The organism is Oceanospirillum sediminis, assembly GCF_014164585.1.
GTDB classification, from domain to species: Bacteria; Pseudomonadota; Gammaproteobacteria; order Pseudomonadales; family Halomonadaceae; genus Oceanospirillum; species Oceanospirillum sediminis.
In genome coordinates this window covers 1-360 of the sequence record NZ_JACJFM010000223.1, presented here as the reverse complement: position 1 = coordinate 360, position 360 = coordinate 1, and the positions used below count along the sequence as shown (strand labels likewise).

The window sequence follows — 360 nt, the reverse complement described above, 5'->3', positions numbered from 1 at the left end:
AAATACTTTTCCATAATTAATCACTTAAAACTGTTATACTATCTTTTTCAATTGGTAAATCATTAAAATAACTCCACTCTATCCATGAGCCATCATAATTTTTTACATTTTTATATCCTAATAATTGTGTGAGCACAAAAGTTGTATGTGCTGAACGAACGCCGCTATGGCAATACAAAATGATAGAGTCGTTCTTTTTTATATTTAGTTTACTATAAATATTTTCTAATTCCTTTAATTCTTTAAAGCGCATATCGCCTCCATAGTTTATAGCTTCTGCCCAATCTATATGTATGCTATTGGGTAGTCGTCCTCCTTTAGTTGCTCCTTTTTTTTGTCGTTTTCCAGAAAACTCATCTT

1 protein-coding gene is annotated in these 360 nt (G+C 30.6%); it reads right to left on the bottom strand.

The window, feature by feature from the left end:
- Positions 1–16: 16 nt before the first annotated feature.
- Positions 17–360, bottom strand: a 344-nt coding sequence (locus H4O21_RS28490; protein ID WP_220495881.1) for a rhodanese-like domain-containing protein, incomplete at its 5' end; no start/stop codon positions are given.